Source organism: Hoeflea sp. AS60 (genome assembly GCF_038900115.1).
Classification (GTDB): Bacteria; Pseudomonadota; Alphaproteobacteria; order Rhizobiales; family Rhizobiaceae; genus Hoeflea.
The window spans coordinates 965,366-990,024 of sequence record NZ_JBBMQP010000001.1; the positions used below are offsets into that span (position 1 = coordinate 965,366).

The following is a 24,659-nucleotide window of genomic DNA, read 5'->3' on the forward strand; positions in this document are numbered from 1 at the left end:
ACTATTGAACAGGCTCTGCGCTAATGGTCGATGAACAGGCGGGCCTTTGCCTGCAAATTCCGCCAGTTTGGTTAAGAGCTTCCGAAAACGGCCTGCAAGATCCTATTTTGTGCCGTACATGCGGTCGCCAGCATCGCCGAGGCCGGGAACAATGTATCCCTTCTCATTGAGGTGGCTGTCGATCGATGCTGTGTAAATCGGCACATCCGGGTGGGCGGCCTGGAAATTGCGGATGCCCTCGGGTGCCGCGAGCAGGCAAAGAAACCGGATATTGCGTGCGCCGCGCTCCTTGAGCTTTTCGATCGAGGCGATGGATGAGTTTCCCGTGGCCAGCATCGGGTCGACAACAATGATCAACCGATTGCTGACGTCTTCAGGCGCCTTGAAGTAATATTCGATGGCTTCCAGCGTTTCGTGATCGCGGTAGACACCGATATGGGCGACGCGGGCGGAGGGAACCAGGTCCAGCATGCCTTCCAGCAAACCGTTGCCGGCACGCAGGATCGAGGCAAATACCAGCTTCTTGCCTTCAAGAACGGGCGCTTCGATCTCCACCAGAGGTGTCTCGATCGTCTCCATGGTCAATTCCAGATCCCTGGTGACCTCGTAGCACAACAGTGTCGAAATCTCCCTCAGCAGCCGCCTGAACCCCGCCGTCGAGGTTTCCTTCTTGCGCATGATGGTGAGCTTGTGCTGCACCAGAGGATGATCGATGACCGTTACACCGTCCATGTCGTTCTGCCTTGAAGCTATGATCGGGCGTCACGTTGATCGTGAAAAATCCATGCGCGGAAACTGCCCGGTCTCGTGAAACACTTCACCGGCACAAGCGTCTAAGACGCTCGGATGCACGGTGCTGACCTGTTTTGATTTAGACACAGATTACCGGGTCCGGGCAACCACTGGGTAGGCTTTCAGTCAAGCTGTCCCAAGAGAAATGTCCTTGTTGGCTCGTCTATGAACGCAGCCTCGATAGATGTGCGGCTGATCGCAGTCAGTTCCGCCGCATCATAGCCCCATGCGTCCGCAGCCATCTGATATTCCCGGCCTACGGAAGATCCGAAATGGGGTGGGTCATCAGAACTCAGTGTGACTTTCACTCTGGCCCGCCGAAGCCGGTCAAACGGATGGCTTGAAATGTCAGGATACACATTCAGCGCCAGGTTGGATCCGGGGCAGACTTCCAGAACCACGCCGGCATCAGCGATCCGCTGCACAAGGGCGCTATCTTCAGAAGCGCGCACGCCATGGCCGATCCGCGACGGGCGGACATGATCGAGCGCATCGCGGACGCTGTCCGGTCCCGCGAGCTCTCCGGCATGAATGGTGATGCCAAGACCGGCGTCGCGCGCGATGTCAAAGGCGCGGGCAAAATCGGCGACTTTGCCGAACCGTTCCTCTCCGGCCATGCCAAATCCGGTAATCAACGGGTGTGGTCTGCTGCTTGCGACCCGTGCCGCCGCTTCCACCTTTTCCGCCCCCAGATGCCTTATGCCGACAATGATCATGCGGCACTCGATCCCCGTCGAGGCCTTCGCCGCAGCGATGCCATCGGCCAGTCCGTCAAAATAGGCTGATGGTGACAGTCCCGCAGCCACCGCATGATCGGGCGAAACGAAGATTTCCGCATAAATCGCGTTCTCCGCGGCAATACCTTCAAGATAGGTCCGCGCCAGCAAAGCGTAATCTTCCTCGCTGCGAAACAGCGATGCGGCGCCGTCATAGGCAACAAGAAATTCTGTGAAATCCGACCAGACATATTTATCGCCGGAGATGAAGCCAGACACATCGGCATTGTATTTCCGGGCCTGCGTCTTCACCAGTGAAGGAGATGCGGCGCCTTCGATATGGCAGTGCAGCTCTACCTTCTTGATCTTTGCCGTCACAGGAAGCTCCTTCCATTGCCGGTTGCCGGCAGGCCCAGATGCTGGGCCAGCGTGGCGCCGATATCGGCGTAGCTTGTGCGAACTCCGATGTCGCGTGCCGCAATCCCGGGGCCAAACCCCAGAACCGGAACACGCTCGCGGGTGTGGTCAGTGCCGCGCCAGGTTGGATCACAGCCGTGATCCGCAGTCATGATCACCAGATCGCCGCGCTTTAGGAGCTTGGCAAAACGTGGCAGCATCGCATCGAGCTGTTCCAACGCCGCGGCGTAACCCGCCACATCCCGGCGATGCCCGTACAGCATGTCGAAATCCACGAAATTGGTGAACACCAGATCACCATCCTTGGCGTCCTCTGTCGCCTTCAGCGTGGCCTCGAAAAGTGCGGGGTTGCCGCTGGCCTTGCGCACATCGGTCACTCCCTGATGGGCAAAGATGTCACTGATCTTGCCGACCGCAAAAACCCGGTGGCCGCTGTCGCTGACCTGGTCCAGCAATGTCGGCCCTGGCGGCGGCACTGAAAAGTCACGCCGGTTTCCGGTGCGGTCAAACCCGGTCTTGGCAGAGCCCACGAAAGGCCGCGCAATAACCCGGCCGATATTGAGCGGATCGATAAGCTTGCGCACGATCTGGCACAGATCGATCAACCTCTCGAGCCCGAAGCTTTCTTCATGAGCGGCAATCTGGAACACAGAGTCCGATGACGTGTAACAGATAGGCTTGCCGGTTTTCAGATGCTCCACGCCCAGCCGGGCAATGATATCTGTTCCGGAAGCATGGCAGTTGCCCAATATGCCAGGCAATCCCGCTTCCGAGACTATGGCCGCAACCAGCTCCTCGCTGAACGCAGGTCCGTCATCGGGGAAGTAACCCCAGTCGAACATGACCGGCTGGCCGGCAATTTCCCAGTGTCCTGAAGGCGTGTCCTTGCCGTGAGAGACTTCGCTGGCGGCACCGTGGATCCCGCGTGGCCGGGACGCGAGCGCCCAGCCTGCGGGCAAATCGCCCGTTGCATTCACCGCCGCTTCAGCCAGCCCGAGCGATTGCATGTGCGGCAATGACAATGGCCCCTTGCGCAACCCCGGACGATCGGCGAGGCCTGCCGCGCATTGCTCAGCGATGTGCCCGAGCGTGTTGGAACCCAGATCACCGTAGGAGTCCGCATCGGGACCTCCACCGATCCCAAAGGAATCGAGAACAAACAGAAATGCACGCGCCATGAAAATTGTCTCCCAGTGATTGGCAATTTAGCCGGTTTCAAGCGCAACCGGAAGGCTTGAGATTGCCCTCGCCTGGTAACCTTGTTTTCACCATAACCGTGCATTTCACCGCGGTCGTGGTATAGACCGGCCATGGTTGTGATCAAGCGCATAGTCAGATTTGCAGGATGTTTTCGCGCACTCGGCTGCGCGACAATGCTGCTTGTGATGGTCTGGGCCGGCGCGGCACGGGCTGATTATCGTGATTCGGTTTCTGCACTGCGGATAGGCCTTGTCGAAACGCATGTGGCGGCAGCCGACCCTATCAAGCTTGAAGCGATCCGGCTCGCTTTCGCCAACACCTTGGGAATACCTGTCGAGATTATCAAACTGGGCAGTTATGCCGCCCTGATTGACGCGCATGCGAGCGGCCGCGTGGGCTATGCAATCCATTCCGCAAGGTCATTTGCAGCCACCGAAGCTGCCTGCGGTTGTGTTCGGGCTTTTCGCAGCCCTGTTGCCGCCGACGGCTCCACAGGTTTCCGGTCAGTGCTTGTTGCGCGCGACAGCGTGAACAAACCTGTTGCCGAACTGAAGGTTGGCTATTCCAACGAAGCATCGGTTTCAGGGTGGCAAATTCCCAATCAGGCAATGAGTGCTGGCAGCCTAGAGCAACCAAACCTGGTTCGTGGTGGAGGCGTTTCGGCCGTCATTGATCTGTACCAGTCCGGCAAGATAGATGGTTTTTTTGCATGGTTGCCGGATGTTCCCGGAGACGCAGGATCGGACCTGAAACACCTGTTTGGCGGCTGGAATCAGCCAGTGATTTCGGCCGCCGATCCGCTGCGGATTATCTGGTCTTCGCAACGTATTCCCTACGGCCCGCACGCTGTGCACCGGTCTATGCCCGAAGATCTGGTTGATGCACTGGGCGTCTTTCTTGATGAGATGGCGTTAAAAGCCCCGGGTTTGCTCGATATTTTCGAGCCGGCTTACGGCGGCGGCTACGTCATCCCGGATCCGGAAGATTATCGCAACATCAGGGGACTGGTCGAAGCACTGTCCGATCGGCAATCTGCGTCAAGGATACCCTGACCGATCAGACACGCATTGGTGCAGATCATATATTGGGGAGTGATGCCGTTTGATGCTCCTAACAGTTGGAGCAGGTCACGCTATCGCCAATGCGCTGGCGAAGATGGTAGGTCTTCTTCATGTTGAGTGTACGGATATCGACGTCTGAAAGCCCCGGCATGATCAGCAGAAGTTTGTGATCAAACTCTATTTCGGTGCGAACCAGAAACGTGTTCGGGATTGCAAGATCCTTGGGAAGCGTTTGTGTGGAATCTTTGGCATAGGGCTGCGTATTGTCTTGCTGCCAAGACCATGTGGCTTTGCCAACGCCGCTGCCATCAATGTTAATTCCCGTGATTTTCACCTTCATGCCGTCCGTGCGAAACGGCATCATTACACTTTGCGCCACGTTGACCATGGACTTGAGAAAGGCCTTGTCGACAGTTTCGCCCTGGGTCACGAGATCAGCAACGGTGCTTGACGCGCGGGCCAGCTTCTTGCTGACCGACATGGCTACGGATATCTCCAAAGATCCCATGTAGAGTACGATCAGAACCGGCGCGATCAACGCAAATTCAACAGCGCCCACGCCGGATTTGTCGCCACGAAGCCTCGTAACTGCTCGGTTCAACTTTACCAGGATGCCATTCATGGCCGTGTTTCCTTGTGGTTTTCGCCTGTCGAGATTTTCATGATTTCACTCACGGGTAGTTCTCGTTGCGAAAAGCAGCCGTTGCCACCATGAGGTAGTCTCGCGGCATCTCACCGTCCTTGCGGATGTTGGTGATGAAAGGCCTGACCAGATCGGTCATCACCTCCCAGCGATAATAGGCCCGGACAATATTGATGCTCTTTGGTCCCCCCGGGCTATAAGCGAAATCGCTCGAATCCAGGTCCGAAAACTGGTCGTTGCTGACCTTTGGAATGTTATTGGGAATGTCTGCAAAAGTCGCAAACTCCCGAACATCGAGATAGAGCTTCTGGTCGTTTGGATCTTCTTTGGCTGCGCACTTGATCATCAGGCTAATTTCGGCGCAGAACTTGGTGCGGAAAGCAGCTTCGTCCAGATTCTTGATCTGGCCGGTGCGAACCTGCCGCGCCATCGTATCCACGGCGTTTTCAAGCAGTTGCTCGCCGGCAAATGCGATGAAGGCTTCGATCGTTGCAAAGATCAGCAGAAAAAAGGGAAACGCGAGCAATGCAAATTCGATTGCCGCAGTTCCGTCGCGTGACTTCCGGAAACGCGCCAGCATCAGCCGCGGCGGCCTTCGCATTGTGTTGATTTGATCGTCGACACTCATCGTCGGACTCCCGGAGATTCGTTTCCTGGGGACGACGCTAGGATAAACAGGTTGAATATTGGTAACGCAGCTTTGGAAGCTGCTCGAGTGGTAAACAAATACCTAAACGGCACTTTCGCTTACCCAGGAATAAAAATACTGGATCAGGGGTTTGGTGTTGCCGTTGTCACATGTTCTTCACATGCTGGCGAACAAGAGAAGACCGACCTTGATGTCTGTTTGAAAACGCGAAGCGTGTTTGCTTCATCCACCGACACAAGAATGCGTTCATCAACGATCGCATCGCCCGCCTGATCAAGAATCACCAGATTTGTGGTGCCATAGGATTTGCCGGTTAGCACAATGGTCTGCGGATCGGAAACCGTCACATCCGCAACATTGGCATTTCCGATGATGACTTTGCTCACGGGACGGTCAAGTTTGAGAATCCGGGCATGATCCATGAATACGCGGATGACATCCTCGGCAGCCTGAGCCGGAAGCGAAAGCATCGCGGCCAAGGTCAGGCCGCATGCCATGGTGGCAAGCCGACGATGCACAGAGATGGTTTGGGTCATGCCGTTTCCTCGGAACTTCGGATATCCTCCCTAAAATCGCCGGGATTGGTGAATGAAGGCTTAAGGTCTGCCGATAGGAGCGAATTCTTTATCCAGGACCCATCTGTGACTTCGGCTGAGCCTCACAGAGCGAGCCCGGGTGATGAAGGCACACTTTATAATAACGCAGGCCAACAGGATCTCGGGCAGGTCTCCTGGCGGGTGCGTTTGCCATAGCAGGAGTATGATTGTTTGGGGGGTAGATTAGTGAGCCAAAATTTAGTGCATTGTTTACCATGCGATGTGCTTTGGCCGTGAAAGAATTTGCTAACCTTGTTCATTAAGTGGTTTGAAAACCCCCTCTCCTATGATCGTGACATCCGACCAACCAAAGCAGCTGGCGGAGTGCTGAAAACACTAGTGGATGAAGGAACAAACCCATGAAGAATCTTTTGAACCGTTTTGTCAAAGACGAATCTGGCGCGACCGCAATCGAATACGGCTTGATCGCGGCTCTCATTTCCGTTGCTCTGATCACAGGCGCAACCACGCTCGGCAACACACTGAACAACCAGTTCCAGTTCTTGTCGAACAAGATGAACGACTCGCAGTAAGACATTCTGTTGGTCGATATCATTTGATTGAAAGGCCGCCCCGTGGGGCGGCCTTTTCCATTGGCACTGGAAGCGGTTTCTTAAGGACTCGTCGCTAGGCTGACACAAAGCGCAGGAGAACATCGATGGTAGAGGCCGCAATATTTGTCATTCTTCCGCTTTGCCTCGCCATGGCGGCATTCTCCGATATCCTGACGATGAAAATCCCCAACCGTATTTCGGTCATCCTGGCGTCGTCGTTCTTTGTGATTGCCCCATTCAGCGGCATGGACCTTGTTACTTTCGGGTGGTCTGTGGTTGCAGCTCTTGCGGTCTTTGCCGCCTGTTTTGCGTTGTTCGCTGTCAATGTGATGGGCGGAGGCGATGCCAAAATCCTCACCGCGGCCACGCTTTGGTACGGATATTCATCGGATCTCGTCTCGTTACTCGCGCTCACCGGCCTCTTGGGCGGCGCGCTTGCGGTGCTTGTGCTCACAATTCGCGCCAATCAGAATTTTCTGCTTGTCGCTCCAATTCCGATTCCGATGCATTTCTTCAAGGACCGCGCCGGAATTCCTTACGGCGCGGCCATCGGCGCTGCGGCTTTCATGACCTTTCCTGATTCTCAGATCTTTGTTCAGGCGCTCGACCGTCTGAACTAAGCTGAAGTCTTGGATTGCGGCTGTTGCCATCTGCATGGCCATTGAGCCAGGTCGCCGACAAGCTGACAACCTGACATCTGAGGCAACAAAACACCGCGGGTTCACATGAGCACGCGGCGTTTTGAGTTGTCTGATTTCTGGTTCGGCAAAAGCACGCCAACCATCCCGCCACATCGCAACACGCGGCACGCCATCACGTCGGCAATTTTACGTTAACCGTGTTTGCTATCGGGTCATTAACCATAATTACACGATTGCGAATGCATTCTCCGGCGAGAGTACCCAATATCCGTTTGAGGAAACAGTATGAAAACCGCCCGCGTCGTCATCATGTCAGTGGCTGGACTGGCCGCAGCAATGGCCGGGTATCTGGCCGTGAACCTGACTTCACCAACAGTTCAGGTAACCGAGGTCTCCTCAGAACCTGTCATCCAGAAAATGCCGACCATTGACGTGCTTGTGACAACCGCCAATTTGCCGGTTGGCGCACGTCTGGGAGAAGATTCCCTGGAATGGAAAGGCTGGCCGGAAGATGGCGTCATCGAAGGGTTGATCCGCCGCGACAACCGTCCCGAAGCCATAACCGAGCTTACCGGCGTGGTTGTTCGTCTACCGTTGTTCGCCGGTGAGCCGTTGCGCAACGAAAAAATCGTCGATTCGTCCTCTCGCATCATGTCATCGCTGCTTCCGGCCGGTAAACGCGCCATAGCGACTGAGATTTCTGTGGCAACCAGCGCCGGCGGGTTCATCCTGCCCAACGACCGTGTGGACGTGATCATGGTGCGCCGCAAAGCTGCGGAAGAGGGATTTCTGACCGAAGTCATTCTGTCCAACATCCGGATCCTCGCCATCGATCAGCGCATTGAAGAGAATGCGGACGGAAGTCGGACCGCGGTTGGCACAACGGCCACTCTCGAGCTGACTCCGGAGCAAACCAAAATCATCACAGTCGCGCAGCAGATGGCTGACCGGTTGACCCTCGCATTGCGCAGTGTTGCCGATGTTCAGGAACCCGACAGCGACGGCGCGAAATATCTACTGAGCGGCGAAGACGGCAGCGCAGCCATCCAGCTGATCCGCTCTGGCACCATAACCAAAGTTGGCGCCACCAACTGAAGCGGAGAATGAACGTGCGTCATATTGCAAAATCGCTCCTGTCATCCATTACCAGCATTGCGCTGGTGAGCACGACTATGTTTGCCGGGATGAGTATCGATCCTTCCAGCGGCCGATTTCTGTCCGCAGCGCAGGCTGCTCAAAGCGTCATCAAGATCAAACGCACCGGACCTGGTGTCAGCAAACGGGTCAAGCTGGGCTTGAACAAGGCGCTTGTGATCGATCTGCCGACTGATGCCCATGACATTCTGGTGGCCGATCCCAGCCTGGCAGATGCAGTGACACGAACCTCTCGCAGGCTTTACCTGTTCGGCAAGACTGTCGGTCAAACCAATATTTTCATCTTCGGACCGAACGGCGAGGAAATTGTCGCCATCGAACTGGAAATTGAACGCGATGTGACGGGTCTGCAGGCTCACCTTTCCCGCTTCATTCCAGATTCGGACATCAATGTTGAAATCATCTCCGACAACATCGTCCTCACCGGTTCAGTGCGAACGCCGCAAGATGCGTCGCAGGCAGCAAGGCTGGCAGAGATTTTCCTGACCGGTGGTGAAGCCACGACCCGTGTGACAACGGCAACCGGAGCCGCTGACGGTGGCAGCGCAGCGATCAACGCGGAAGCCCGTCAGAAATCCAAGATCGTCAATCTGCTCAAGATCGATGGCGAGGACCAGGTAACTCTGAAGGTCACCATCGCCGAAGTCAGCCGCCAGGTGCTCAAGCAGCTTGGGTTCAATTCTTCGATCACAGGCGACTCGGGAACCTTCGTCAATTCCAATCCGTCGAATCTGGGATCATTGTCGACCGGCCTGAATTTTGCGCAGATTGCCAGCGGCGCTCTGAATGGTCGCAGCATATCAAGTTATGTCAATGCCATGGAGCAGGCTGGTGTCATGCGGACGCTCGCCGAGCCCAGCCTGACAGCTATTTCAGGCGAGAGTGCCAAATTCTACGTCGGCGGCGAGTTCCAGCTTCGCGACGAAGTCAGTTACGACGACGCCGGCAAGGCCACCTATACGGACCGCGAGGTCGAATACGGAATCCGGCTTAATTTCACGCCGGTTGTCCTGTCGCCGGGCCGTATCTCGCTGAAAGTGCAGACCGAAGTGTCTGAGCCGACATTCGAGGGGTCCACATCGATACAGGGTGCTGCCGGCAATCCCGGAATGTCCAGACTCTCGATCAAGCGACGCGAAGCGGAGACTGCAGTTGAACTTCCTTCCGGTGGTTCAATCGTGTTGGCCGGCCTGGTCAAGGACAACATTCGTCAGGCAATGTCTGGTTATCCCGGGTTGTCCAAGGTTCCAATCTTCGGCACGCTCTTCCGCAGTCGGGACTTCGTCCGCAACGAGACCGAGCTGGTCATCATTGCCACCCCCTATATCGTCAAGCCGGTCGCGCGCAACGAACTCGCGCGTCCCGATGACAACTTCAATCCAGCCAGCGATGGTGCCGGATTCTTTCTCGGCCGTGTCAATCGGGTCTACGGCCGGATGGAAACCAAACTACCGCCGGGTCGCTACCATGGCGTTGTCGGCTTCATTTACAAATGATCAGGAACCTCATCATGTCGAGCAAGATCTCTGTTCCCGCCAATCCTGATCTGCGTCTGTTGAGGGTCGCGGCGGCACCATTGCTGGTCGCTGTCTCGCTGCTTTCAGGCTGTGCCGGCTGGCCTGGTCACAGCGTAACCGTGGGCGCAGTCCCAGATGATTACCGCACCAATCACCCTATTATTGTTGCTGAGAGAGAGCGTACCGTAGATATTCCGGTCGCTTCCGGTGACCGCAAACTGACGACATCCATGCGGGAAATCGTTCGTGGTGCTGCCCAGAACTATCGGTCAAGTGCTTCTGGCGCTGTCCGTATCATGGTTCCGGTCGGTTCTGCCAATGCGGGAGCGGCCTCGGTGCTGTCGACCCAGGTCGCCGATGCCCTGCGGAAGGAAGGCGTTCCGGGAGACCGCATTCTCTCATCGCCCTATCAGGTGTCCTCACCTCAGGATGCGGCGCCGATCCGCATCGCCTACATGGCAATCACCGCTTCCACTGGAGAATGTGGACGTTGGCCTGAAGATCTGCTCGCCGACACGACAGACAACAAGCATTACGCCAACTTTGGTTGCGCCACCCAGAACAATCTGGCCGCCCAGATCGCCAATCCCGGGGATCTCATCGCTCCGCGCGGCATGACCGCAATTGATGCAGAGCGGCGGTCGACCGTGATTGAGGCCTATAGAACAAACGGCGCGGTAGCGGGCAATTGATGTGTAGGCAAAACCGAAACGTGCTCTTTGAAGCAGGACAATGTTCATGACCAATCTTGACTATGAGCTCCAGCAGAAAACCCAGTCGGACGAGGGCGACACTGCCCCGGCCCGTGCTGATTTCGAGCGGGTACGCCCGCTGCCGCGAATTTCGGTGCATGCTTTCGTTGAAACCGAAGGTCTGGCCAAGACCATGGAACGGTGCTCACAGGACCGTCGCATGGCCAAGGTCAATCTCCGCATCAATTCAGGAGGCGTCTCGGCTGCGGCCAACATGTTTGCGGGCTCGCCGACGCCCAACCTTCTGATTCTGGAAACGCGTGCCGACGGTCAGGCGTTGCTGGAAGATCTCGGTGAGCTGGCCTCGGTTTGCGACCCGGACACCCGCGTGGTTGTTGTTGGTCATGTCAATGACGTGTCCTTGTACCGCGAACTGGTACGCAACGGCGTCTCCGAATACATTGTTGCTCCGGTATCAATGGCCGATGTCATCGGCGTCATCTCGACGATTTTCGTCGATCCGGATGCCGCTCCTCTGGGCCGTTCCATCGCCTTTGTCGGCGCCAAGGGTGGCGTCGGATCGTCCACACTTGCGCACAATTGTGCCTGGAGCATTTCTAACCTGTTTTCCAGCGAAGTCATTCTGGCTGACCTTGACCTGGCTTTTGGAACCGCAAACCTCAATTTTGATACCGATCCGACGCAGGGAATCGCCGAAGCGGTGTACTCGCCCGACCGTCTTGATGAGGTGTTTCTGGACCGTTTGCTGGCGAAGTGTTCCGAGCACCTTTCCATGCTTGCCGCGCCATCTATGCTGGACCGGACCTACGATTTTTCGGGTGACGCCTTTCTGCCGATCCTCGACATCATTCAGCGCAATGCGCCTGTTTCGGTACTCGATGTTCCTCATGTCTGGAACGACTGGACACGAAAGGTGCTCTGCGCCGCCGATGAAATCGTCATCACCGCAACGCCCGATCTGGCCAATCTTCGCAACACCAAGAACCTTTTCGACACCCTGCGCAAACTCCGTCCCAATGATCATCCGCCGCTGCTGGTGCTCAATCAGGTGGGCATGGCCAAGCGTCCGGAAATCGCGCCCGAAGCGTTTTGTGATCCGTTGGAAATCGATCCCTTGGCGATCATTCCCTTCGACGCCCCGCTCTTCGGCGAAGCGGCCAATTCCGGTTTGATGATCGCTGAATCCTCGGCCAAATCGCCAATCGCAGAATCGCTTTCACAGATCGCCCATGTCGTTACCGGCAGAGCGGAAGTGAAAAAGCGTAAAAAGGCGGGTTTGTCGTCCTTGATGGGCCTTTTGGGCCGTAAGTAAATTGTAAGTCTGGAGTGGAACGCAACATGTTCGGCAAACGCAGCAATGATGGATCGGGTAAGCTGCCGCAAGCTCCGGCGCCCAAGCCGGTAATCCATGCCGAAGCTCCGGCAACGCCCGCGCCTGAAACATCGGTCCCGGCACAGCCGAAAGTGATGCAGGCTCCTGCGGCACCGACACAGGCGCCTGCGCCTCAACCTGCGCCCCAGGCCGCACCGCGCCGCGAAGAGCCACCGGCCAAGCGCAAGTCTGCGCGCAACGAAGCCTATTACGATACAAAGAGCCAGGTATTCTCGGCTCTCATCGACACAATTGACCTGTCGCAGCTGGCAAAGCTCGATGCCGAAAGCGCGCGCGAGGAAATTCGCGATATCGTCAATGATATCATCACGATCAAGAATTTCGCCTTGTCCATCGCCGAGCAGGAAGAGTTGCTTGATGACATCTGCAACGACGTCCTGGGGTATGGGCCGCTTGAACCGCTTCTGGCCCGTGACGACATCGCCGATATCATGGTCAATGGCGCCGGCATCACCTACATCGAAGTCGCAGGCAAGGTTCTGGAAACCGATGTCCGCTTCCGTGACAACAGCCAATTGCTTTCAATCTGCCAGCGCATCGTCAGCCAGGTTGGGCGTCGTGTCGATGAATCGAGCCCGATCTGCGACGCGCGCCTACCCGACGGCTCTCGTGTCAATGTGATCGCGCCGCCTCTGGCGATTGACGGCACCGCGCTCACCATTCGTAAGTTCAAGAAGGACAAGCTGACCCTTGATCAACTCGTCAAGTTCGGAGCCATCACGCCCGAAGGTGCCGCAGTCCTGCAGATTATCGGCCGGGTGCGCTGCAATGTGGTGATTTCAGGCGGTACCGGTTCCGGTAAGACCACCCTTCTCAACTGCCTCACGGCCTATATCGATGCCGACGAGCGGATTATCACCTGCGAAGATTCGGCCGAACTTCAGCTCCAGCAGCCGCATGTGGTGCGGCTGGAAACGCGTCCGCCAAACATCGAGGGTGAGGGCGAGATCACCATGCGCGATCTGGTCAAGAACTGCCTGCGTATGCGCCCCGAACGCATCATCGTCGGCGAAGTGCGTGGCCCTGAGGTGTTCGACCTCCTGCAGGCCATGAACACCGGCCACGATGGTTCGATGGGAACCATCCACGCCAACAGCCCGCGTGAATGTCTGAGCCGTATGGAATCGATGATAGCGATGGGTGGTTTCACCCTTCCGGCAAAAACGGTGCGCGAAATCATCGCCGGATCGGTCGACGTGGTTATCCAGGCCACCCGTCTGCGCGATGGATCCCGCCGTATTACCCACATCACCGAGGTGATCGGGATGGAAGGCGACGTGATCATCACCCAGGATCTGATGAAATACGAGATGCTGGGCGAAGATGCCAACGGCAAGATTATTGGTCAGCATCGTTCCACCGGCATCGGCCGCCCGAATTTCTGGGATCGTGCCCGTTATTATGGCGAGGACAAGCGCCTTGCCGCTTCGCTTGATTCCATGGAAAAAATGACCTCTTAAGGAGACGATCGCGTGTTTGGTCTGGATACAGTGGTAGTCGCCATCATCGGCCTGGCCGCGCTTTCGGCGGGGGCGCTGGGTTATGGCGTGCTCTATTCTCGTATCGAGGGGGAACGCAAGGCAGAGAGCCGGGTCAAGCGGGTCAAGTCGGCTGAAACCGATCGCTCCAAAGCAACCGCTGCCCGCGACAGGCTCAACGAGGCCAACAAGAGACGTAAATCCGTTCAGGATTCGCTCAAGACGCTTGAAGAGAAAAACAAGGAAAATGACCGGCGCAAATCGCCGGCATTGAAAGACCGGATCGCTCAGTCTGGCCTGACGATCTCGGTCCAGAAATTCTATGTCTTATCGATGATACTCGGGTTTGCAGCCGGCTTTCTGGCATTCATTTTTCAGGGAAACCTCATGGTGGCCATGGGTGTGCTGATTATCTTCGGTGCGGGCCTGCCACGCTGGATCATCGGCTTTCTGCGCAACCGGCGGATGAAGGCGTTTCTTGCCGAGTTTCCCAACGCGCTCGACATCATGGTGCGGTCAATCAAATCGGGCCTGCCTCTCAATGATGCTATCCGCATGATTTCAGCCGAAGGTCAGGAGCCTGTCCGCACCGAGTTCAAGCGTATTGTCGAAGCCCAGCAGATGGGGATGAACATTCCCGAGGCTTGCTCCCGCCTCTATGCCCGTATCCCGCTGTCGGAAGCCAACTTCTTCGCAATTGTGATCGCCATTCAAGCCCAGGCGGGCGGCAACTTGTCAGAGGCGTTGAGCAACCTGTCCAAGGTGTTGCGCGAGCGCAAGAAAATGAAGGGCAAGATCAATGCGATGTCGATGGAGGCAAAGGCCTCGGCCGCCATCATCGGTGCCTTGCCGTTCATCGTGGCATCACTGGTTTACCTCACCTCGCCCGAATACATCATGATTCTCTTCACCGACAGTCGTGGCCATTTGATCCTTGGTGCTTCTGCCGTCTGGATGTCGATTGGTATTCTGGTGATGCGCAACATGATCAATTTTGACATTTAGGGACCGAAACAAATGATATCCGATCTCGCGTCGTCCCTTACCGACCCAGCCTATCTGGTTCCGATCCTGATTTCGATTGCGGTCTTTGCCACGCTCTACACCGTTCTTGCGCCGTATTTTGAACGTGGAGATCTCGATTCCCGGATGAAATCCGCGGCTCTGGAGCGCGATGAAATCCGGGCCAGGGAACGGGCTCGCCTCAACGCCGAGCAGTCCAAAGCCGGATCGAAGAGTGCTGGTCTTCGCTCGCGCGACAATGCTTCCGTGCGCGGCATCGTCGAGCAGCTCAACTTGAAGGACGCGCTTGCAGATGCCGCCACTCTGGCCAAGCTGCGCGCGGCCGGTTACCGCACTCAGAATGCGCTGAACATGTTTCTGCTGGCGCGCTTTGTGCTGCCGTTCATTTTTCTTGTCGTCTCTATCGTTTATGTTTTCGTGCTCGACAATCTGGTCGACAAGCCACTGACAGTCCGGATTCTGGCCTGCATCGTCGGCGCCTACATAGGCTTTTACACCCCGAACATGTTTGTCTCCAATCAGGCCAGCAAACGTCAGGCGTCGATCAAGCTCGCTTGGCCTGATGCGCTTGACCTGATGCTGATCTGCGTGGAATCGGGTGTTTCCATTGAAGCTGCAATGAAACGCGTGGCCGAGGAAATCGCAGTCCAGTCAACCGCTCTGGCCGAGGAGTTCGTGCTGACAACGGCTGAATTGTCCTATCTTCAGGATCGGCGGATGGCGTTTGAAAACCTGGGCAGCCGCACCGGGCTGGACGCGGTCAAATCCGTCACCCAGGCTTTGATCCAGTCCGAGCGCTACGGCACACCCATCGCCCAGGCCCTGCGCGTACTCGCCCAGGAAAGCCGTGACCAACGCATGACAGAGGCCGAGAAAAAGGCCGCCGCCTTGCCGCCAAAGCTCACGGTTCCAATGATCCTGTTCTTTCTGCCGGTGCTTATCGGCGTGATTCTCGGACCGGCTGCGATCCAGGTCATGGACAACTTCAACGGCGGATAAAGGCCAACGGCAGCCTTGTTTTCAGGGCTCTCGCGTTCCAATCAAGGTGCCAGCGCCTGAATTGCCGCGTGAACGTTCGCTTCGTTGATGTCTCGACGATGGTCAAGAGCAACCACCTTTCTCAGATGCATTCCTGACTGCAGCTCATTGGTGAGCGAAGGATTTCCTCCCGCCAGGCGGATGCGGATAAATTGAAGCTGACCCAAGCCCTGGCCGAAGTTAACGCGCAAGCGTGTGGATAATCGTCTCTAGGAGACTGGGAGGCGTGAGAGATGAGGCTCAGGTTGGGTAGGTTCAACCTGACATCAGGCAGGGCGCAGCCATCGACAGTTTGCATCACAACGACCGGGCCCGAAGACGCAATGCTTGCGGCACTCAGGTGGGCGCATTCAGGGTGATAATGCAATTGCGCGATCTGACGGCAAATTGCGATGGGGGAAGATCGGACAGTCCCGGTCAGTTGGACTTCTTTTTGTCCGAATCCTTGAGCTTGTTCCAGGCGTTCTGCTGCGACAGCATGGCGCGCAGGTAAGTCACGTTCGCGCTCGCCTGTTCGGCGGAGAGCTCGGAACCGGCGATTCTCTCGGCTTCCTGGAAACGGCCCTGAAGACCAACCACCAGTGCAAGGTTTTGTCGAACCCGGCTGTCCGCGCCCGGCTGCTGGACGGCGGAGGAAAGATAGCTCTCTGCCGTTTTCAGATCGCCCTGCAGGACGTAGGACATGCCCAGGTTCGATAGGATAGAAGGTTCGTTTGGCTGGATATCCAGCGCTTTGCGATAACGTTGCCGTGCGGTCGCGGGATCGCCCATCTGATCGTGAATAGCGCCTTCCGCCGACAGCAATTGCCAATCCGGTCGGTCAGGAGTCTGGGCGCGCTGAATGGCATCCAGCGCCTTGTCAAACTGGCCTGCGCCGGCAAGTGCCTTGCCATAGGCAGCCAGAACATTGCGGTCAGTCGGATTGTGAATGGCGACCTGCTGCATGACTGCAAGTGCCTGCTCCGAGCGCCCACCCATGGTGAGCACGGAAGCGTACTTCATGCCCACTGCCGGATCCTTGGGGTTTTTATCATAGACCCTGCCGATGCTTTCGGCCGCTGAATGCAGCTCGTTCGCATTCATGTTCTCCAACGGTTTGTTCATCGACGGAATCGAGCCGGTGGTCAGTTGTCCCTTGGACGCGCATCCCGCAAGCGAGACGGCGAGCGCCGCAATACAGACGGCGCTGAGCAGCCGGCGTGGGAGGATGGAGGGTGTATGGGTCGCTGACATTGGTCTGATCCCGGAAATTGATTCGTCGTGGTGCCCTCAAACGTCGGCGCCACAGTCTTCTCACCAGCAATAATCTGTTAACCCTAATCAAGAGTTAACGAGTGATTCTCCGCCCGCCAGAAGTGGAGAACGAGAGGAGAAACCATGTCGCCCTACAGTCACATTGATCGGCCATCCCCGTTCGCACCGATGTCCGGAGAGACATTGCCGGTCTGGGCGGTCTCGCGCGCTGATATCGAGCGCGGCCATTTTGACAAGACAGCGTTGGCCTGGGCGAAAACCGCTGGTTTCCAGGCTGCTGAAGGGGCGGTGCTTCTTGCGCCAAACCGCCACGGCAAGCTTGCCGGCGCCCTGTTTGGCCTGGGAGAGGAGGGCCAATGCCATCCTTTCATTGGCGGCAAGCTGGCGCGTGCCCTGCCAAAGGGTGACTGGCACATAGAGACATCATCCATCCCGGGCGCGGTGATGGCGCTGGCGTTTGGCATGGGTGCCTATCGTTTCGAGGCCTACAAGAAACCCGTAGTCGATAGCCCAAGGCTGGTTATTCCGGCCGATGCGGATGCCGATGCTATCAGCCGAACTGTGGCGGCCGTCGGCCTGGCGCGCGATCTGGTCAACACGCCGGCAAATGATATGGGACCTGACGCATTGGAAGCCGCCTTCCGCGGCCTTGCCGGTCATTACAAGGTCGAAGTCAGCGTCGCTTCCGGCGATGACCTTATCTCCAAGGGCTTCCCGATGATCCACGCGGTTGGCCGCGCAGCCGATCAGGCACCGCGCCTTCTGGAGATGCGATGGGGCAAGCCCGGCGCGATGAAGCTGACGCTGGTGGGCAAGGGCGTCTGTTTCGACACCGGCGGTCTCGACATCAAGCCGCCTTCGTCGATGCTGAACATGAAAAAGGATATGGGCGGCGCCGCCAACGTGATGGCGCTGGCGATGATGATCATGGACGCGGGACTTCCGGTTGATTTGCGGGTGCTGGTGCCCGCGGTCGAGAATTCGATTTCGGCCTCGGCCTTCCGGCCCGGCGATGTGCTCAAGAGCCGAAAAGGGCTGACGGTCCAGATCGACAACACCGACGCCGAGGGTCGTCTGGTTCTGGCCGACGCTCTGACCTATGCCTGCGAGGAAAACCCGGATCTGCTGATCGACATGGCGACGCTCACCGGTGCAGCGCGGGTGGCGCTCGGCCCGGATCTGCCACCGTTCTACACCGATGACGAGACTCTGGCTGGCGATATCGCTATCGCATCGGCGGATGTCGTCGATCCGCTCTGGCGGATGCCGCTCTACAAACCCTATGAAGCCGACGTCAAAGCCAGGATTGCCGACCTCACCAATGCGCCAGCGGGCGGCTTTGCCGGATCGATCACGGCAGCACTGTTTCTCAAACGCTTTGTCGCGCCCGAGACGAGATGGGCGCATTTCGATATCTTCGCCTGGTCGCCAAAAGACAAGCCGCATGCGCCAATGGGTGGCGAAGCGCAAGGCATCCGGGCCTTGTTTGATGTGATCAGCAAGCGCCTTCCTGGCTGATGGTCTACGGTCGGCGGTTGGCTTGCGCGTTCTCATTGTTTCGGTCAGTGTTGTTCGGTACCGAAACGATACAGGCACGTCGCGATGCAACTCGATCTCCGGCCGTCAGATGCACTTGGGTTGTGGCACGCCGCCACCCTCGAACATGTTCGCGTCATCGGGCCGGACCTGACCATCAGGCAACTGGCGATTTTGCTGCACATCTACATGGCGCCTCCGCCTCACACGGTGCGGGGGCTTGCCGCGATGCTTGGCGTAACCAAGCCGGTCATCACTCGCGCGCTCGACACCATGGGCCACATGGGGCTGGTCCGCCGGGTGCGTGATGAGCGCGACCGACGCAATGTCATCATCAAGCGAACGGTGGACGGCGCGCTGTTTGTCGAAAGACTGGGCGACATCATCATCGCCGAAGGCCGCAAATTGTCCCTGGCCGAAAGGTCTGGCACATGAGTGATAAACTGGACCAACGGTCATACGCCTACCGGGCGGATCTGGCCGACAGTCGTCTGAAAGGCCAGGTCGAGGCCGAACGCTACACGGAGGGCACACCAGCCGAGGTGATTGCTCCTGTTGCGGATCTTCGCCCAAGGCCCGACCCCGACTGCGGCATCGATACCCAGGGACTGTTTGGCGAAGCCTTGACCGTGTTCGACATCGCTGGCGGCTGGGCCTGGGTCCAGCTGGCCGCGGATGGCTATGTCGGCTATGTACGTGAAGAGGCCATCGGGCAGGGCCATAGCCAGGCTACACACATCGTTTCGGTTCCGCGCAGTTTCGTCTATCCCGGACCTGACCTGCGCTTTCCGCATCTCATGACCCTGTCGATGGGAAGCCGGGTCAGGATTACAGGGGCTGCGGAAACGCGGGCCACGCCCTATGCGCTTCTCGAGGATGGGTCGGCCATCATCGCCGCACATTTGCAGCCGGTCGGCGAGCCCTTGGATGCGGACGCAGTTGCTGTAGCGGCACGGTTTCTGCACACGCCCTATCTTTGGGGAGGACGATCCGGTCTTGGCATTGATTGCTCGGGCCTGGTCCAGATGGCGCTGGCCATGACCGGCAAAGCCTCACCGCGCGATTCCGACCAGCAGGCGGCAAATCTGGGTACTGTCATCGATCCCGAACAGGATGGCCTGCAGAGAGGCGATCTTGTGTTCTGGAAAGGCCATGTCGGGTTCATCGAAGACGATGAGACACTCCTCCACGCCTCTGGCGGGACCATGTATGTCACACGTGAGCCGCTTCAGGCGGCCATCGACCGGATCGCAAAACTCTACGGCTTACCCACGCTCTACCGGAGGCCGTAAGCCGGCTCAGTACCCTGCATTGCGATCAACAAGATTGATCAGGGCCTCACCCCGTTCATGGGCATCCATCTGGCGCACCATCGGTGCAATAAGAGAGGATGGGTTCGATGCTGCCGCGGCATGCGGCGTGAGTGTGACCTTGGGATGGGACCAGAACGGGCTCGCGGGATCGAGCGGTTCCTGCTGGAACACATCAAGGGACACAGCCGAAAGCAGCCCCTCATCCAGCGCCGCGAGGATATCCGCCTCATTTTGCAATCCGCCACGCCCGGCATTGATCAGCACAGGTGCGCCCAAAGCCCCGCGTTTGCTCATCTTCTGGAACAGATCGCGGTTGAGGATCTCGTGCGTGTCCGGCGTGAGCGGAAGCAGCACCACGAAGATATCGGCCGATGCCAGGAACGGTCCGAGCCCGTCATCGCCTGCATGGCAGGTAACACCTTCGACCTGCTTCTGCGTCCGCGACCATCCTGTAACGTTAAAGCCCATGACGCGAAGCTTTGCGGCGGCATCGCGGCCCAGTTCACCCAGACCCATGATGCCCACGGTGATGTCGGCGGCAGCTTTCTGGTCGCGATCCTCATGCCAGACCCGGTCTGCCTGCTGCGCCCGGTAGCGCGGCCCAAGCCTGTGGTGATCGAGCACCTGCCAGACAACATATTCGCTCATCCGCCTGGTCAGGTTCTCGGAGACGACACGAACGATCGGCACATCCGGCAGGTCCGGATCACCAAAGACATGATCGACACCTGCCCCGAGCGAAAATATCACCTTCAGGTTTGGCAGTCTCGCCAGCAGGCCGGGAGTCTGCTTCCAGACAATCGCATAATGGATGCTGGGATCGACTTCGCCATCGGGTGCAAGCGTAACGGGCCGGCCGGGTGCTGCCTTGTGCAACTCGTCGATCCAGAACTCCGGCGCCATGCCGGTGAGCGCGAGCAGGATACGCCCGCTTTCAATGCCATTCGTCATAAATATACGCCTATTCGCTAACAACGCCGCTGGTTACGGCCTCAAGATTGAAGGCCGCCGCCATCAGCGCCTTGGTGTAGTCTGTTTGAGGTTGGTCGAAGATCTGGTCAGCCGTGCCCTGTTCGACCACCTTGCCTGACCGCATGACGATCACGTCATTGGCCAGTGCCCGCACGACCTTCAGGTCATGGCTGATGAACAGATAGGCCAGATCATGCCGCTTCTGCAGATCGCGCAGCAGGTCCACCACCTGGGCCTGCACGCTCATGTCGAGCGCTGATGTCGGTTCATCCAGCATGACAAACCGTGGCTTGAGCACCATTGCCCGCGCGATTGCAATCCGCTGCCGCTGGCCGCCTGAAAACTCGTGCGGATACCGCCAGCGGGTGGAGGCGTCGAGGCCCACTTCCTCGAGCGCTTCGGCCACGCGTCGGTCACGGTCACGCGCCGAGAGATCGCTGGCATGGATGGCCAGCCCTTCACCGATGATGTCAGCGATCGACATGCGCGGGCTCAGCGACCCGAACGGGTCCTGAAACACCACCTGCATGGAACTTCTGAGCGGCCGCATCTGCTTGAAGGTCCGCTCATGCAGCGGCAGCTTGTTGAAGTAAATCTCGCCTTCGCTGCGAATGAGCCGCATCAAAGCAAGCCCGAGCGTTGTCTTCCCCGAGCCCGATTCACCCACAACACCGAGTGTCTGGCCGGCTTTGAGCTCAAGCGACAGCCCGTCCACCGCCTTGACGTAATCCACAGTGCGCCTGAGAAAGCCCTGTTTGACCGGAAACCAGACCTTGATGTCACTTGCGCGCATCACTTCAGGAGCGTCTTCTTTGCGCGTGGGTGGTCGACCCTTGGGTTCTGCGGCAAGCAGGTGCTTTGTGTAGGCATGCTGCGGGTTGGCGAATATCTCGGCGGTTGGGCCAGTTTCGACGATCTTGCCATCTGTCATCACGCAGACCCGGTCGGCGAATTTGCGCACGATGCCGAGATCATGGGTGATGAACAGCATCGCCATGCCGTGCTCGTTCTTCAGGTCACGCAGCAATTCGAGGATCTGCGCCTGTACTGTGACGTCGAGCGCTGTGGTCGGCTCGTCGGCAATCAGCAATTCCGGACGGTTGGCCAGCGCCATGGCGATCATCACCCGCTGCCGCTGCCCGCCTGACAACTGGTGTGGATAGGACGCAAGCCGCTTTTCAGGATCCCGGATGCCGACCTGGTGCAGAAGTTCCAGCACCTGCCTGCGCGCTTCTTCCGGCCGGATTTGTTGGTGCAGATGCAAGATCTCCGAGATCTGCTTTTCCACCGATTGCAGCGGATTGAGCGAGGTCATCGGTTCCTGGAAGATCATCGTGATGTCGTTGCCGCGTACATCCCGGATCTGCGGCTCCGGCGCCGACAGCAGATCCTCACCCTTGAACAGGATCTTGCCGGAGGGATGGCTCGCCGCCGGGTAGGGCAGCAGTCGCAGCACTGAAAGTGCCGAAACCGATTTGCCGGAACCGGATTCGCCCACCAGCGCTACCGTCTCCCCGCGCCTGATATCAAACGAGATATGATCGACGGCAATCTGGCTGTCACCCGCCTGATGGAATTCCACCGAAAGGTCCTGCACCGACAAGAGCGGATCATTCACTGCGCCACTCATCGAAATGTCTTTCGCGGATCAAAGGCATCCCGGGTGGCTTCACCGATGAAGATCAGCAGCGAAAGCATGATCGAAATCGTGAAAAACGCGGTCAGGCCCAGCCAAGGCGCTGTCAGGTTGCGCTTGCCTTGCGCAATCAGCTCGCCCAGCGACGCCGATCCCGGCGGCAGGCCGAAACCGAGGAAGTCGAGCGAGGTCAGTGTGGTGATCGAGCCCGACAGGATGAAAGGCAGGAATGTCAGCGTTGCCACCATGGCATTGGGCAGAAGATGCCGGAACATGATGGTGCCGTTGCCGACACCAAGCGCCCGGGCCGCGTTGACATACTCGAAATTCCGGGCCCGCAGGAACTCTGCCCGCACGATGCCGACAAACGACACCCACGAGAACAACAGCATGATCCCGAGCAGGATCCAGAAACCCGGCGGCAACACCGCGGCGATGATCAGCAGGATGTAGAGCACCGGCATCGATGACCAGATCTCGATGAAACGCTGCATCAGAAGGTCAGTCCAGCCGCCGAAATAGCCCTGAACCGCACCGGCGGCGATACCGATCACCGCAGAAAAAATGGTCAGGATCAGCCCAAAAAGAACCGATATCCGGAAGCCGTAGATCATTCTTGCCGTGACATCGCGGGCCTGGTCGTCGGTCCCCAGCCAGTTCATGTTGCCAAGCGTGCAGCCCGGATCCTCATCCTTCAACGGATAGGCGGAACAGCGGGTCTCCTTGTCCAGCATCCAGAAGGGTGCGGTCGGCGCCGAGTGCGGGACATAGGAATTGGCAGTGGTGTAGGAGTAACGGATCGGCGGCCAGATCAGCCAGCCATTGGCCTTGATCTCATCCTGGATGAACGGATCACGGTAATCGGTACGCGCCAGAAAACCGCCGAATTTCTCCTCGGGATAATCAATCAGCACCGGATAGAGGATCTCGCCCTTGTAGGATGCCAGGATAGGCCGGTCATTGGCAATGAACTCGGCCAGCAGGCTGGCTATGAACAGGAACAGGAACAGCCAAAGCGACCAGTAGCCACGCCGGTTGGCCTTGAAGTTGGCCCAGCGTCGCTTATTGGTCGGCGACAGCCAGCCCTTCGGCCGACCTTCGGCGTCAAATGCCTGGGGATTGGTGGAAGCCGGCGCGCTCATCCGACATCTCTCTTTTCAAAATCGATGCGTGGATCGACCCAGGTGTAGACAAGATCGGAAATCAGCCCGACCACCAGGCCCATCAGCGAAAAGATGAACAGCGTTGCAAACACCACCGGGTAATCGCGCTTGATGATGGATTCAAAGCCGAGCCGTCCAAGCCCGTCGAGCGAGAAGATCGTCTCGATCAGCAGCGATCCCGAGAAGAAGGCGGTGATAAAGGCACCGGGAAAACCGGCGATGACGATCAGCATCGCATTGCGAAACACATGCCGGTAGAGCACCTGGCTTTCGCTCAGGCCCTTGGCCCGCGCGGTGGTGACATATTGCTTGCGGATTTCATCAATGAACGAGTTCTTGGTCAGCAGCGTCGTGGTGGCGAAAGCTGCCAGCGACAGCGCGATCAGGGGCAGCGTCAGATGCCAGAAATAGTCAACGACCTTCCCGAACAAACTCAACTGGTCAAAATTGTCCGACGTCAGGCCCCGCAACGGGAACCAGTCGAAGAATGATCCGCCGGCAAACAGCACGATCAGGAGGATGCCGAAAAGGAAACCGGGCACCGCATAGGCGATGATGATGAGGCCGGATGTCCAGACATCGAAACGGGAGCCGTCCGAGACCGCCTTCTTGATCCCCAGCGGGATCGAGATGATGTAGGACAGAAGCAGGATCCAGATGCCGAGCGAGATGGAAACCGGCATTTTCTCGAGGATCAGGTCGATCACATCAATGCTGCGGAAATAGCTCTCGCCGAAATCGAAGCGGATGTAGTTCCACATCATCAGTCCGAAGCGCTCGAGCGGTGGCTTGTCGAAGCCGAACTGCGCTTCCAGCTTGGCGATGAATTCCGGATCGAGCCCCTGCGCGCCGCGATATTGCGAGCTCGCCGGATCCCCGAAATCCTGGCTTTGCAGGCCAGGAGTATCGCCGCCGCCGCCGGAAATCCGATCAGTTGCCGAATCGCCCTGGCCGGTCAGCTGGGCAATCACCTGCTCGACCGGACCGCCGGGTGCGAACTGGATCACCGCAAAAGAGATGGCCATGATCCCGACAATGGTCGGGATCATCAACAGCAGACGCCGCAGAATATAGGCGCCCATCAGGCTCCGTTCCCCTTTGTCGCAGCGATTGCATCGCACATGTCAATTCGTGTCCCGGTCAACCCTGCTTCCTTCCAGCCTCAGTTACATCCTGCGGCTGATTCGTCTCGCTCTCAT

General features: G+C 57.8%; 24 protein-coding genes. 13 read left to right on the forward strand and 11 right to left on the reverse strand.

Features of this window, described 5'->3' with window-relative positions; genetic code table 11:
• Positions 1-102: 102 nt before the first annotated feature.
• The 3 genes from upp to WNZ14_RS04565 all read right to left on the reverse strand — a co-directional run bounded on the left by upp (position 103) and on the right by WNZ14_RS04565 (position 3,103).
• Positions 103-732: a uracil phosphoribosyltransferase gene (upp, locus tag WNZ14_RS04555; RefSeq protein ID WP_342867409.1), complete on the reverse strand. Its 630-nt coding sequence runs from the start codon at positions 730-732 to the stop codon at positions 103-105.
• Between the two features lie 182 nt (positions 733-914).
• Positions 915-1,886 (reverse strand): adenosine deaminase, encoded by a 972-nt coding sequence (locus WNZ14_RS04560; RefSeq protein WP_342867410.1) that lies wholly within the window; start codon positions 1,884-1,886, stop codon positions 915-917.
• Positions 1,883-3,103, reverse strand: a complete 1,221-nt coding sequence (locus tag WNZ14_RS04565) for a phosphopentomutase (protein ID WP_342867411.1) — start codon at positions 3,101-3,103, stop codon at positions 1,883-1,885. The genes WNZ14_RS04560 and WNZ14_RS04565 overlap by 4 nt, the downstream gene beginning before the upstream one ends.
• A gap of 195 nt (positions 3,104-3,298) precedes the next feature.
• Between WNZ14_RS04565 and WNZ14_RS04570 the strand changes: the two genes are divergently transcribed.
• Entirely contained in the window at positions 3,299-4,177 is an 879-nt protein-coding gene (locus tag WNZ14_RS04570) for a PhnD/SsuA/transferrin family substrate-binding protein (RefSeq protein ID WP_342867412.1), read from the forward strand.
• A 58-nt stretch (positions 4,178-4,235) separates the two neighbouring features.
• On the opposite strand, the gene WNZ14_RS04575 is transcribed toward WNZ14_RS04570, so the two are convergent.
• The 3 genes from WNZ14_RS04575 to WNZ14_RS04585 all read right to left on the reverse strand — a co-directional run bounded on the left by WNZ14_RS04575 (position 4,236) and on the right by WNZ14_RS04585 (position 5,975).
• On the reverse strand, positions 4,236-4,808 hold the full coding sequence (locus tag WNZ14_RS04575; RefSeq protein WP_342867413.1) for a TadE/TadG family type IV pilus assembly protein: 573 nt from the start codon (positions 4,806-4,808) through the stop codon (positions 4,236-4,238).
• Between the two features lie 49 nt (positions 4,809-4,857).
• The gene (locus tag WNZ14_RS04580) at positions 4,858-5,457 is read right to left on the reverse strand and encodes a TadE/TadG family type IV pilus assembly protein (protein WP_342867414.1); all 600 of its coding nucleotides are present in this window, start codon (positions 5,455-5,457) and stop codon (positions 4,858-4,860) included.
• A 143-nt stretch (positions 5,458-5,600) separates the two neighbouring features.
• Positions 5,601-5,975 (reverse strand): pilus assembly protein N-terminal domain-containing protein, encoded by a 375-nt coding sequence (locus WNZ14_RS04585; RefSeq protein ID WP_342868510.1) that lies wholly within the window; start codon positions 5,973-5,975, stop codon positions 5,601-5,603.
• Between the two features lie 458 nt (positions 5,976-6,433).
• On the opposite strand from WNZ14_RS04585, the gene WNZ14_RS04590 reads away from it, so the two are divergent.
• The 9 genes from WNZ14_RS04590 to WNZ14_RS04630 all read left to right on the forward strand — a co-directional run bounded on the left by WNZ14_RS04590 (position 6,434) and on the right by WNZ14_RS04630 (position 15,547).
• Positions 6,434-6,607, forward strand: coding sequence for a Flp family type IVb pilin (locus tag WNZ14_RS04590; RefSeq protein WP_342867415.1), 174 nt, complete (start codon positions 6,434-6,436; stop codon positions 6,605-6,607).
• A gap of 125 nt (positions 6,608-6,732) precedes the next feature.
• The gene (locus WNZ14_RS04595; protein ID WP_342867416.1) at positions 6,733-7,248 is read left to right on the forward strand and encodes a prepilin peptidase; all 516 of its coding nucleotides are present in this window, start codon (positions 6,733-6,735) and stop codon (positions 7,246-7,248) included.
• A 306-nt stretch (positions 7,249-7,554) separates the two neighbouring features.
• Positions 7,555-8,364, forward strand: coding sequence for a Flp pilus assembly protein CpaB (cpaB, locus tag WNZ14_RS04600; protein ID WP_342867417.1), 810 nt, complete (start codon positions 7,555-7,557; stop codon positions 8,362-8,364).
• A gap of 89 nt (positions 8,365-8,453) precedes the next feature.
• Positions 8,454-9,920 (forward strand): type II and III secretion system protein family protein, encoded by a 1,467-nt coding sequence (locus WNZ14_RS04605; RefSeq protein WP_342868511.1) that lies wholly within the window; start codon positions 8,454-8,456, stop codon positions 9,918-9,920.
• A 14-nt stretch (positions 9,921-9,934) separates the two neighbouring features.
• The gene (locus WNZ14_RS04610; RefSeq protein ID WP_342867418.1) at positions 9,935-10,633 is read left to right on the forward strand and encodes a CpaD family pilus assembly lipoprotein; all 699 of its coding nucleotides are present in this window, start codon (positions 9,935-9,937) and stop codon (positions 10,631-10,633) included.
• Positions 10,634-10,679: 46 nt separating this feature from the next.
• Positions 10,680-11,966 (forward strand): CpaE family protein, encoded by a 1,287-nt coding sequence (locus WNZ14_RS04615; protein WP_342867419.1) that lies wholly within the window; start codon positions 10,680-10,682, stop codon positions 11,964-11,966.
• 26 nt (positions 11,967-11,992) lie between these two features.
• A complete protein-coding gene (locus WNZ14_RS04620) occupies positions 11,993-13,507 on the forward strand; it encodes a CpaF family protein (RefSeq protein WP_342867420.1) in 1,515 nt (504 codons plus the stop codon).
• Positions 13,508-13,519: 12 nt separating this feature from the next.
• On the forward strand, positions 13,520-14,530 hold the full coding sequence (locus WNZ14_RS04625) for a type II secretion system F family protein (protein WP_342867421.1): 1,011 nt from the start codon (positions 13,520-13,522) through the stop codon (positions 14,528-14,530).
• A 12-nt stretch (positions 14,531-14,542) separates the two neighbouring features.
• On the forward strand, positions 14,543-15,547 hold the full coding sequence (locus WNZ14_RS04630) for a type II secretion system F family protein (RefSeq protein WP_342867422.1): 1,005 nt from the start codon (positions 14,543-14,545) through the stop codon (positions 15,545-15,547).
• A gap of 456 nt (positions 15,548-16,003) precedes the next feature.
• On the opposite strand, the gene WNZ14_RS04635 is transcribed toward WNZ14_RS04630, so the two are convergent.
• Positions 16,004-16,819, reverse strand: a complete 816-nt coding sequence (locus WNZ14_RS04635) for a tetratricopeptide repeat protein (RefSeq protein WP_342867423.1) — start codon at positions 16,817-16,819, stop codon at positions 16,004-16,006.
• Positions 16,820-16,963: 144 nt separating this feature from the next.
• Here WNZ14_RS04635 and WNZ14_RS04640 point away from each other — a divergent pair, with 144 nt between their 5' ends.
• From WNZ14_RS04640 to WNZ14_RS04650, 3 genes are all read left to right on the forward strand, one after another.
• On the forward strand, positions 16,964-18,358 hold the full coding sequence (locus WNZ14_RS04640; RefSeq protein ID WP_342867424.1) for a leucyl aminopeptidase family protein: 1,395 nt from the start codon (positions 16,964-16,966) through the stop codon (positions 18,356-18,358).
• An 84-nt stretch (positions 18,359-18,442) separates the two neighbouring features.
• A complete protein-coding gene (locus WNZ14_RS04645; protein ID WP_342867425.1) occupies positions 18,443-18,811 on the forward strand; it encodes a MarR family winged helix-turn-helix transcriptional regulator in 369 nt (122 codons plus the stop codon).
• Positions 18,808-19,668: an NlpC/P60 family protein gene (locus tag WNZ14_RS04650; protein WP_342867426.1), complete on the forward strand. Its 861-nt coding sequence runs from the start codon at positions 18,808-18,810 to the stop codon at positions 19,666-19,668. Before WNZ14_RS04645 ends, WNZ14_RS04650 begins: the two co-directional genes overlap by 4 nt.
• Before the next feature lie 6 nt (positions 19,669-19,674).
• Here WNZ14_RS04650 and WNZ14_RS04655 read toward each other — a convergent pair whose 3' ends face one another.
• The 4 genes from WNZ14_RS04655 to WNZ14_RS04670 are packed head-to-tail and all read right to left on the reverse strand — an operon-like array spanning position 19,675 to position 24,542.
• The gene (locus WNZ14_RS04655) at positions 19,675-20,640 is read right to left on the reverse strand and encodes a glyoxylate/hydroxypyruvate reductase A (RefSeq protein WP_342867427.1); all 966 of its coding nucleotides are present in this window, start codon (positions 20,638-20,640) and stop codon (positions 19,675-19,677) included.
• Between the two features lie 10 nt (positions 20,641-20,650).
• On the reverse strand, positions 20,651-22,291 hold the full coding sequence (locus WNZ14_RS04660) for an ABC transporter ATP-binding protein (RefSeq protein ID WP_342867428.1): 1,641 nt from the start codon (positions 22,289-22,291) through the stop codon (positions 20,651-20,653).
• Positions 22,288-23,439 carry an ABC transporter permease gene (locus WNZ14_RS04665; protein ID WP_342867429.1) on the reverse strand — a complete coding sequence of 384 codons (1,152 nt, stop codon included), beginning with the start codon at positions 23,437-23,439 and terminating at the stop codon, positions 22,288-22,290. Before WNZ14_RS04665 ends, WNZ14_RS04660 begins: the two co-directional genes overlap by 4 nt.
• Complete coding sequence (locus tag WNZ14_RS04670) at positions 23,436-24,542, reverse strand: microcin C ABC transporter permease YejB (protein WP_342867430.1); 1,107 nt, start codon at positions 24,540-24,542, stop codon at positions 23,436-23,438. Before WNZ14_RS04670 ends, WNZ14_RS04665 begins: the two co-directional genes overlap by 4 nt.
• Positions 24,543-24,659 lie beyond the last annotated feature (117 nt).